Raw genomic sequence first — 9,934 nt, 5'->3', positions numbered from 1 at the left:
GCCGGACTCGTGGTCCGGCCCCGCCCGGTCAGGCGTTGCGCACTTCAGCTGTCGCGGTTACTTGGTCTGCCACTCGTTGGCGTTCCACAGCGCACCGAAGTAGCTCTGGAAGTACACGCGGTCGAGCCCCTTGAACGCCCACATGTTCGGCATCTGGAACAGCGGGAGCGACAGGTACTGCTCGGCAAACGCCTCGTCCGCCTCGGCGAAGTACTTCAGCGAGTCGGCGATCGACGTCTGCGAGACAGCGCTCTTCAGAGCCGCGTCGGTCTTCGGAACGCTCCAGTTGGACCAGTTCTGGCCGCCACCGGTCTCGTAGATCGACTTCTTCGGGCTCTTGAACGGCGAGCCGGTCCACGCGAACAGCGCGACGTCGTAGTCACCGTTGGAGACGCGCTCGTCCAGGAAGTTGGAGTCGGTGTCGTCCTTGACCTCGATGCCGGCTTCCTTGCACTGGCCCTGGATCAGCTCGACGGTCTGCTTGCGGCGCGGGATGTCGGTGTGGCTGATCCGGAAGGAGGCGCGCACGCCGTCCTTCGCGAACACGCCGTCGGCACCCTGCGTCCAGCCCGCGTCGCTCAGGATCTTCTTCGCCGCGGCCGGGTCACCCTTGGCCTTCTCGGCGTAGTTGTCCTTGTAGCCCTCGTCCTTCGGGAAGAAGAGCAGGTTGCCCAGCGGCTTGGCGTCGGGCTGCACCTCGGTGATGAGCTTGTCGATGATGTCCTGGCGCTTGACGCACATGAAGAACGCCTTGCGGATCTCTTCCTTGGACAGCACCGGGTTCTTCATCTGGATGTCCAGGTGCTCGAACGCGAGGCCGGGGCCCGCGCCGAACGTGATGCCCTGAGCGCTCAGGCCCTTGAGCTTCGTCGCGGCGTTCGCGTCGGGCTGGGCCATGGAGTTGACGGCGACCTCACCGTTCTCCAGCGCCTGTGCCTGCGCGACGGGGTCCGGGATCGCCTTCAGGATGATCTTCTTGGGACCACCGGGCTTGCCCACCCACTTGGGGTTGCGCTCCAGCGTCACCGACTGGTTCGGCTCGAAGGCGGTCAGCATGTACGGGCCCGCACCCGGCATGAGCTCCTTGGTGAAGCCGTTCCACTTCTCGTTCCAGAAGTCGGCGACCTTCTGGATGTCGGCGGCCGGGCTGTCCTTCTTGAGCTTGGTGATGTCGGCGACGCCCGTCGCCTTCTCCAGGATGTGTGCCGGGAGGATGTCCGTGTTGAACAGGTCCTCGTAGTCCGGGTACGGCTCGCTGAAGGTGCCGACCAGCGTCTGGTCGTCCTTGCACTCGGCGGTCATCAGGTCGTAGCCCGTGCCACCGGCCGGCTTGAAGAACTTGCCGCCGTCGGCCTTCTTCGCCTGGCCGCTCTGGGTGAACCACGACATGTACAGGTCGTCGCAGTCCCAGGCCTCGCCGTCGGACCAGGTGACGCCCTTCTTGAGCTTCCAGGTCACGATCTGCGGCGACTTCGAGGTGACCTCGACCGACTCGGTCGTGTCCTTGTTCAGGATGACCTTGTTGTTGCCGTTGATGATGTGCGTACCCGGCTGCACGAGAACCAGCGCGAACGTGTTGTAGGACTGGTTCGCGTCCTCGGTCGCGTTGTTGTACGAGGTGAACGGTTTGTCCGTCGACACCACGACCTGATCGCTTTCCTTGGTGTCCGGCGCGGTGTATCCGTTCCCGGACTCACCGCGGGCGGTCGCCATCTCCGCGATGGTGGCGTCGCCACCATCGGAGTTGTTGCTACCGCCACCGCCACCACAGGCACCCAGCACGAGAGACACGCTGGAAATCAGCGCGATCGCCGGAAGTGCTTTGGTTCTCCTCATCGACACGTGCCCTCCTAGCACTGGGCGGCCGTGGCCAGGTCGGCATGCACGCCCATAACCGAGATGTGCCATACGCGCCCCGAACCGGCACATCGTGGGCAGCACGGTAAGAACCCGTGGAGGTGGCGGTCACTACCTGAGTGGGCGATCGTGACCCAAAGGAAACAGGTTGTAGCGCGCCGCAATGGCCCGATTACCGGGCGGAAGCGTTCGTTGACCGGGCACTTGAAATTCTGTCAACGACGGCGGCCGAAAGTAGCAACGACCGAACCTGCCCCGCAACGCATTTTCCGCTCAGCGGTCACTTGTCGAGCCGGCGCCATTCGGGTGCGCCGCTCAGCACGCCGGCCAGCGGAGCACCGGTGTCCACCCCGGACACCTTGGTTGGCAGCACACCAAGAAGGTCGACTACCTGGAACAACGGCAACGCAACAGCCTGTGCCTGAATCTGCGGCTCGACCCGCCGCAGCGCGTCGCTGAGGAGCACCTTGCCGTTGAGCGCGGCGTCGATGTCGGCCTGGATCGCCGGGTCGCAGAAGCCGGCCGGGTTCTGCGGACTGGGCGTGGCCCCGTCCGGCGCGTCGCCGACACACCCGTACGCACTCGCGAGCCCCGCCGCCGAGTCACCGGCGTCAACGCGCGGCACCACCGCGATGTCGACGTCCTTCTCGAGCAGCTGCTTGCTGAAGAGCTCCTCGGCGGCCGGCGTGACGACCTCGGAGTCGATCCCGCGTTGCCCGAGCTGCGCCTTGATCCGGTTCGCGATGGAGACGTACGGCTCGGCCTTCTCCGGTGCGGCGATCTTCAGCTTGAGCGGTTTGCCCGCCTTCTCCCAGAAGTTCTGCGCGTTCTTCGCGTACCCGGCCTCGGCGAGCTGCTGGTCGCTCGCCGCGGGGTCGAGCGTGTTGCCCTGGATCGTCGCCTGGTAACCGGTGCGGCTCGGCGGGACCACGTACGAGTCGGCCTTGAACTCGGCCGACGGCCCGCTCTGCACGCCGGACGCGATGAGCGCGTCGCGGTCCAGCGCGGCGATGATCGCCTTGCGCGTCTTGAGGTCCTTGAGCTGGTCGCTCACAGGCCTGAGGAGGACCTGCACAACCTCGTTGCGCGGCACGGGTTTCGTGGTCAAACCCTTGATCGCCTTCAACAGGTTGACGTCCGCGGCGTCCGCCCGCAGCAGCGCCGCCTGGTTGTCCCCTTTGGACAGTGACTCGAGCATGGCGCTGCGCGTGGCCCGCCTGATCACCACCCGGTCCAGCGTGGTCGGCACCTCCCAGTACCGGTCGCTGCGCTCGAGCACGACCTCACCGCGCGGCTCGTCGAGGCTGCGCACCTGGAACGGCCCGGCGGTGGCGGGAAAGCCGGTGCTCAGGACGTTCGACCAGGTACCGGGCGCGTCCTTGAGGAGATGCGCGGGCAGCAGGTTCGCGAAGAGGCTGCGCCAGCCGGGGAACGGCTTGCCGAACGCCACCTCGACGACCTTGCCGCCTTCCCGCGCGGAGATGTTGTTGATGAGCCGGTAACCCGCGGGGTCGACCACGCCGGGCTCCGCACGCATCCGCTGCCAGAGGTAGGAGAAGTCCTCGGCGGCGATCGGGGCGCTGTCGGACCAGCTCGCGTCCTTGCGGATGGTGTACGTCACCGTGAACGGCTCGGCCTTGGTGACCTTGGCGCTGACCATGAGGTTGCGGTCGAGCTGCGGCGCGCCGTCCGGACCTGGGCGGAACGGGCTGGGCAGCAGGAGGGAGCTCAGCGCCGTGGTGATGGGGCTCTGCGCCGCCAGCGAGTGCGGGTTGTAACCGCCCGCCACGTCGTCGACGCCCACCACGATCTCGGCGACCTTGGGGCCCGTGGTGGTGATGACCGGGGCTTCGCTCTTGGGGACCAGGGGAGGCGGTGGCGCGTTCGTGCACGCGGCAGTGGTCGCTGCGGTGCCGCACAGGACGGCAGCAGCAAGCACTCCCCCGAGTCGCCTCATGGTCCTCACATTGCCAGAAGGGTGGTGGCGGTGTTCGGGCAACCCAGGTTTTGTCACCCGCGCCACTTGGGGGACGTTGGGCTGTGGGGGTGGGTTGCTCGGCACGGTGGGTAGTACGGCTCACCCTGGGTGGCGGTTCGGGCTGTTTTGGGTCGGTTCCGCTTCCAGCGGGGGCTCTGCTGGTGCGGTTTGGTCGCCTTCCAGCGTGGTTGCGTGGGTGGCCTTACGGGCTTTGGTTGCGTCATCGCCGCTTCGCGACGATCGCGTGCGGGGTTGCGTTCGGGTGGTCGGGCTGCGGTCATTACCGCTGGTCCGCGTTGGGACAGCCCTGTCCGGCTCGCTCCGCACCGCCACACGGGGCGCCTTCGGCCCGCGTTGCCATAGGAACATCGGCTCGGCTTCGCGAGATACAGAAGGAAACCTCGTGGCGCGCTCTCGGAAAGGCGTCAACGGGTACCGCCGACATCTGAGCCAGCTGCCGATAGTCACCAACTCGGGCCCGCTGCCTCATCGGTGCGCCACGCTCACCGTGCGGGCTGGCCGTGCCTCGCCGGTAGCCATGGGCTCGCCGTGCGGGCTGCCCGCGCCTCACCGGCACGCCACGGGCCCACCACGCAGCTCGCGCCTCGCCCAGTACGCCGTGGGCTCACCACGCGGGCGGCAGCACCTCACCGGTACGCCACGGCCCACCATTCGCACGGCCCGCGCCCCGCCGGCACGCCACGGGCCCACCACACGGCTCACGGCCCACCCCGGACACGACGAAGGGCGGCCAGGCCGTCGGCCAAGCCGCCCTTCCGTCAGGCGTGCGGTGTGTGGATCAGCCGCGCTGCTTCAACCGCGAGCGCTCGCGGCCGCGCAGGTTCGCGTCCAGCGTCACCTTGCGGACGCGGATGACCTCCGGGGCCACCTCCACGCACTCGTCGGAGGCGCAGAACTCCAGGGCCTCCTCCAGCGAGAGCTTGCGGGGGCGGGCCAGCGTCTCCATCACGTCGGCCGTGGAGGAGCGCATGTTCGTGAGCTTCTTCTCGCGGGTGATGTTGACGTCGAGGTCCTCGGCGCGCGGGTTCTCGCCCACCACCATGCCCTCGTAGGCGTCGGCGCCCGGCTCCACGAAGAACGTGCCGCGGTCGGCCAGCTGGATCATCGCGTAGGCGGTGATGGAGCCGGTGCGGTCGGCGACCAGGGAGCCGTTGTGGCGGGTGCGGATCTCGCCGGCCCAGGGGGCGTAGCCCTCGGAGACGGCGTTGGCGATGCCGGTGCCGCGGGTCTCGGTCAGGAACTCGGTGCGGAAGCCGATGAGGCCGCGCGACGGGACCACGTAGTCGAGCTTGATGCGGCCGGTGCCGTGGCCCGACATGTTCTCCATGCGGCCCTTGCGGTTGGCCAGCAGCTGCGTGACGGCGCCGAGGTGCTCCTCGGGGCAGTCGACGGACAGGCGCTCGAACGGCTCGTGGATCTTGCCGTCGACCACGTGCGTGACGACCTGGGGCTTGCCCACGGTCAGCTCGAAGCCTTCGCGGCGCATCTGCTCGACCAGGATGGCCAGCGCCAGCTCGCCGCGGCCCTGCACCTCCCAGGTGTCCGGGCGCTCGGTCGGCAGGACCTTCACGGAGACGTTGCCGACGAGTTCGGCGTCGAGGCGCGCCTTGAGCACGCGGGCGGTGAGCTTGGTGCCACCGTTGCGACCGGCCAGGGGCGAGGTGTTCACACCGACGGTCATCGAGATGGCCGGCTGGTCGACCGTGATCCGGGGCAGCGCCTCGGGGGTCTCGGCGTCGGCCAGCGTGTCGCCGATGGTGATGTCCGCGATGCCGGCGATGGCGACCAGGTCACCCGCGCGAGCGACCTCGGCGGGAATGCGGTCGAGAGCCTCGGTGATGAGGAGCTCGGTGATGCGGACCTTCTGCGGCTCGCCGTCCTCGCGGCACCACGCCACGGTCTCGCCCTTGCGCAGCGTGCCCCGGTGGATGCGGCACAGCGCGATGCGGCCGAGGAACGTCGAGGCGTCGAGGTTCGTGACGAGCGCCTGCAGCGGGCCGTCGACGTCGACGGTCGGGGCCGGGATGTGCTCGAGCAGCACCTGGAACAGGGTGTCGAGGTTCTCCTCGTCCGGCAGGCCGCCGTCCTCGGGCTGGGTCAGCGAGGCACGGCCGGCGCGCGCGGAGGCGTAGACGACCGGCAGGTCCAGCACGGACTCGTCGGCGCCGACCTCGGTCGCGAGGTCCAGCAGCAGGTCGTGGGCCTCCTCGACGACCTCGGAGATCCGGGCGTCGGGGCGGTCGACCTTGTTGACCAGCAGGATCACCGGCAGACCGGCGGCCAGGGTCTTGCGCAGCACGAAGCGCGTCTGGGGCAGCGGGCCCTCAGAGGCGTCGACGAGCAGCACGACACCGTCCACCATCGACAGCGCGCGTTCGACCTCGCCACCGAAGTCGGCGTGGCCGGGGGTGTCGACGACGTTGATGATCACGTCGCCGTCCGGCGTGTGCCTGCGCACAGCCGTGTTCTTGGCGAGGATCGTGATGCCCTTCTCACGCTCGAGCTCGCCGGAGTCCATGACCCGGTCGACCAGCTCGGCACGCGCGGAGAAGGCGCCGGACTGGCGCAGCATGGCGTCGACCAGCGTGGTCTTGCCGTGGTCGACGTGCGCGACGATCGCGACATTGCGCAGGTCAGTGCGCGTCTGAAGGGCAGGCGCGGTGGCCGTGGGCACGCAGAACTCCTAGAGCTTCGAAGGCGTTGGAGGGGCTCGCGCCGGACACGTCAATGCGCACAGCCGTACACCAGAGTACCGGCTGCGTCGGCATTACCACACAAGAGTGCCTAGTGAAGTGAGCCTCACCTACTCTAGCCACACGTGTCGGAGTGGAGTGCAACCAGTGGGTAAGAAGCTCAAGAAGAAGTGCTGCCGGTCGAAGCCTCAGTGCAAGCGGTGTCCGGTGCCCTTCCTGCTCAAGGAGCGGGACAAGGCCCGCAAGAAGGCCGCGAAGAAGGCCGCGAAGGCCGCCAAGAAGGCCCTCAAGAAGGCTGCGTGATCCGGCACGCGTTCCTGGCTCTGCTGGTGGTGGCGGCGACGGCGGGAGAACCCGTCTCCGAGCCCCGCGCGTACCTCGACACCGCCCTCGGCCTGCTGCAGCAGTACTCGATGGAGAGCCCGAAAGCCGACTGGCCGCGACTACGTGCCGAAGCTCACCGTGACATCGCGCACGCACAACGGCCCGTCGACACCTATCGCGCAATCAACCGCGTGATCGCCATGCTCGGCAACTCGCACACCCAGCTGCACGCCTCAGCCAACGGCGGCGCGCCGTCCACGATCAGCACCGTCCCGGACGGCCGGATGATCGGCACGACCGCCTACCTGCGGATCCCGGCGATCTCCACGGACGACGGCGAGGCCTACGTCGACGCCGGTCGGCGGGTGATGGGCGATCTCGTCGCAGCACGCCCGCAGAGCTGGGTCGTCGACCTGCGCGGCAACGGCGGCGGCGCCATGCTCCCGATGCTCACGGTGGTCGCGCCGCTGCTGGGTGAGGGCAGGCTGGGGAGGTTCGTCCGCGCGAACGGCACCACCAGCGTCTGGGGCGACTGGGGCGTCCGGGACGGTCACGTCTACAACCGCGACGAGGTCTCGTTCCCGCAGGTGAAGATGCCCGCCGCGGGCAGCGGACCGGTGGCGGTGCTGGTCGACGGCCAGACCGCGAGCTCGGGTGAGGCGGTGCTGATCTCGTTCGTCGGCGCTGCGCACGCGCGCAGCTTCGGGGAGCCGACCGCGGGCTTCGCGACGGCCAATGTCGCTTTCGATCTGCCGGACGGCGCTCTGCTCGCGATCACCACGGCGCGCATGGCCGACCGCACCGGCAGGACGTACGGCAACACCCCGATCGCCCCGGACGAGCTCGTCGGCAACGGCGACGTGCTCAACACGGCGATCGAGTGGCTCGGCTCGAGGCCCTAACCCTGCAGCACGGCCTCGTTCAGCTTCATGAGCTCCGGCGCCGTACGAGTCGCCTCGAACTCGCAGATCTCGTACTTGACCAGCTTCTGCTCGGCCCACGGGTCCGTTGCGAGCAGCGCTTCGAGCTTGCCGCGGGGCATGGGTCGCGTGATGATCACGCCGCCCGTCCTCGGCACCTGACGCCCTGAGGCGAGGAACAAACCCCGCTCGTACTGCTTCTCGACCCACGCTCGGTGGTCGGGGAGGGCGTAGTCGATCTGTTCCAGTGGCGCGGCGTACTTCAGCAGCACGATGAACATCCTTCAACGGTAGTCCTATACTCGTGATCGTGCGCACTCTGAACGCCTTCTGGTGGGCCGCCTTCAGGCGGCCGGAGTAGCTGTGCGCTAACGCGATCACAGGCCGCCCGAGACGGGCGGCTTTTTTGTGCGTTTCGTCTGGGCGGTCCTTCACGAGAGGACCAACGATCATGATCCGCTTGTCCGCCATCACCCCGTCCGGCCAAGTTCACCTGGGCAACTACCTCGGGGCGCTGCGCACGTGGGCTCGTGAGGGCACGGCAGAAGACGTGTATTTCATCAGCGACCTGCACGCGATGACGTCGTCGCACAATCCGCAACGTCTCCGATCGATGACTCGCGAGCAGCTCGCCGTGCTGATCGCGAGCGGCATCGACCCGGAGAGCACCTGCGTCCAGAGCGACCTGATCCGCGAGCTGGGAGCCCTCAACTGGGTCTTGGAGTGCACCTGCACGTACGGCGAGGCCGCGCGCATGATCCAGTTCAAGGAGAAGTCGCTCGGCCGTGATTCCGTGCGCCTCAGCCTGCTCACCTACCCGGTGCTGATGGCCGCGGACATCCTGCTGCAGGGCACCGCGGAGGTCCCGGTCGGCGAGGACCAGCTCCAGCACGTCGAACTGGCCAGAGCCCTCGCCCGCCGCTTCAACAACGCCTACGGCGAGGCGTTCATCGTGCCCACGGCCGTCGTGCCGAAGGTGGGCGCGCGGATCAAGGACCTGGCGGACCCGACGCGCAAGATGGACAAGTCCGCGCAGAGCTCCACCGGTGTCGTGTTCGTCCTGGACGACCCCGACCTGGTGCGCCGCAAGGTCCGTCGCGCCGTGTCGTCGACCGAGGGCATCGCGAACCTGACCGAGATCCTCGGCTCCTGCACCGGCAAGGAGCCGGCGGACTACACGAGCAGGTTCGCGGACCTCAAGAACGTCGTGGCCGAAGCGGTGATCGAGGAGCTCCGCCCGGTGCGCGACCGCACGCTGGAGCTCCTCGCCGACCCGGCGGAACTGGACCGCATCCGCAAGGCGGGCGCCGAACGGGCTCAAGCCCGCGCCCAGCACCGCCTCGACGCGGCCCTGCGCCTGTCCGGACTCAGTTGAGGAGAGCCTGAAGGGCAGGTACCAGCACCCGGTCGGCGGGCAACCAGTCCACGCCGGGCAGCTCGTCGGCGGTGAGCCACCGGACAGCGTTGTGCTCCAACGCTTCCGGCTCACCGCCGCCGAGCTCGGCCACGTAGATCCGCAGCACCAGATCCTGCTTCAGCGGCACGTCCGGCCCGACCTGCTCACCGACCACGACGGACACGCCGAGCTCTTCCACGCACTCCCGCACCAGCGCGTCTTCCGGCTTCTCGCCGGCCTCCACCCGTCCACCGGGCAGTTCCCATTGCCCGGCATGGCTTTCCGGGTACGCCCGCTGCTGGGCCAGCAACCGTCCATCCCGGACGATCGCGGCTCCCACCACAACTCCGGCCTCGCTCAGCTGCCGGCACCGCTCGGCCAGCAACGCGGACCGCTTCTCCAGCACCCGCAACGCCATCCCGCGCCCGACCGTGACATCGGCGAACCGCCCGACCACGCCGCCCACGGTCGTCCAGCTCACCCGGTCGACCACCATCGTCCCGGCTCCGGTGACCACGAGATCCGTGTGCAGCTCCAAGAACTCCCCGGCCGCAGACACCCCGGACAGATCAGCCCGCGTCACCGTCAGCTTGACCCCGAACGGCCCGGTCAGCACATCCCCGAGGCACAGCAGGGCACCCGGCACCTTCACGCCGAACCCCGTGATCAACGAGGTCTCCAGCAGGGCACCGGCAACAGCGGCAACAGGCGCGTCGACCAGCGCCGACGCTCGCAACTCTGGCAC

Annotated in this window: 8 protein-coding genes; 3 read left to right on the top strand and 5 right to left on the bottom strand. The window is 68.4% G+C overall.

Annotated features, from left to right (window positions below; all coding sequences use genetic code 11):
• Positions 1-57: 57 nt before the first annotated feature.
• The 3 genes from DI276_RS33625 to typA all read right to left on the bottom strand — a co-directional run bounded on the left by DI276_RS33625 (position 58) and on the right by typA (position 6,530).
• A complete protein-coding gene (locus tag DI276_RS33625) occupies positions 58-1,836 on the bottom strand; it encodes an ABC transporter family substrate-binding protein (protein WP_112271468.1) in 1,779 nt (592 codons plus the stop codon).
• A gap of 301 nt (positions 1,837-2,137) precedes the next feature.
• Complete coding sequence (locus tag DI276_RS33620; RefSeq protein ID WP_112270870.1) at positions 2,138-3,814, bottom strand: ABC transporter family substrate-binding protein; 1,677 nt, start codon at positions 3,812-3,814, stop codon at positions 2,138-2,140.
• An 820-nt stretch (positions 3,815-4,634) separates the two neighbouring features.
• Positions 4,635-6,530, bottom strand: coding sequence for a translational GTPase TypA (gene typA / locus DI276_RS33615; protein WP_112270867.1), 1,896 nt, complete (start codon positions 6,528-6,530; stop codon positions 4,635-4,637).
• 166 nt (positions 6,531-6,696) lie between these two features.
• On the opposite strand from typA, the gene DI276_RS51380 reads away from it, so the two are divergent.
• Positions 6,697-6,852 carry a hypothetical protein gene (locus DI276_RS51380; RefSeq protein ID WP_162185756.1) on the top strand — a complete coding sequence of 52 codons (156 nt, stop codon included), beginning with the start codon at positions 6,697-6,699 and terminating at the stop codon, positions 6,850-6,852.
• The gene (locus DI276_RS33610) at positions 6,849-7,775 is read left to right on the top strand and encodes a S41 family peptidase (RefSeq protein WP_112270865.1); all 927 of its coding nucleotides are present in this window, start codon (positions 6,849-6,851) and stop codon (positions 7,773-7,775) included. Before DI276_RS51380 ends, DI276_RS33610 begins: the two co-directional genes overlap by 4 nt.
• Here the strand turns inward: DI276_RS33610 and DI276_RS33605 are convergent.
• Positions 7,772-8,074, bottom strand: a complete 303-nt coding sequence (locus DI276_RS33605) for a YciI family protein (protein WP_112270863.1) — start codon at positions 8,072-8,074, stop codon at positions 7,772-7,774. The genes DI276_RS33610 and DI276_RS33605 overlap by 4 nt on opposite strands.
• A gap of 170 nt (positions 8,075-8,244) precedes the next feature.
• Here DI276_RS33605 and trpS point away from each other — a divergent pair, with 170 nt between their 5' ends.
• Complete coding sequence (gene trpS / locus DI276_RS33600) at positions 8,245-9,168, top strand: tryptophan--tRNA ligase (protein ID WP_112270861.1); 924 nt, start codon at positions 8,245-8,247, stop codon at positions 9,166-9,168.
• Here the strand turns inward: trpS and DI276_RS52570 are convergent.
• Complete coding sequence (locus tag DI276_RS52570; RefSeq protein ID WP_232837091.1) at positions 9,161-9,934, bottom strand: (deoxy)nucleoside triphosphate pyrophosphohydrolase; 774 nt, start codon at positions 9,932-9,934, stop codon at positions 9,161-9,163. The two genes, trpS and DI276_RS52570, sit on opposite strands and share 8 nt — an antisense overlap.

This window comes from Lentzea terrae (assembly GCF_003265345.1).
Taxonomy (GTDB): Bacteria; Actinomycetota; Actinomycetes; order Mycobacteriales; family Pseudonocardiaceae; genus Lentzea; species Lentzea terrae.
Note: the sequence above shows the minus strand (reverse complement) of the source record. Positions and strands in the feature narration are given on the sequence as shown.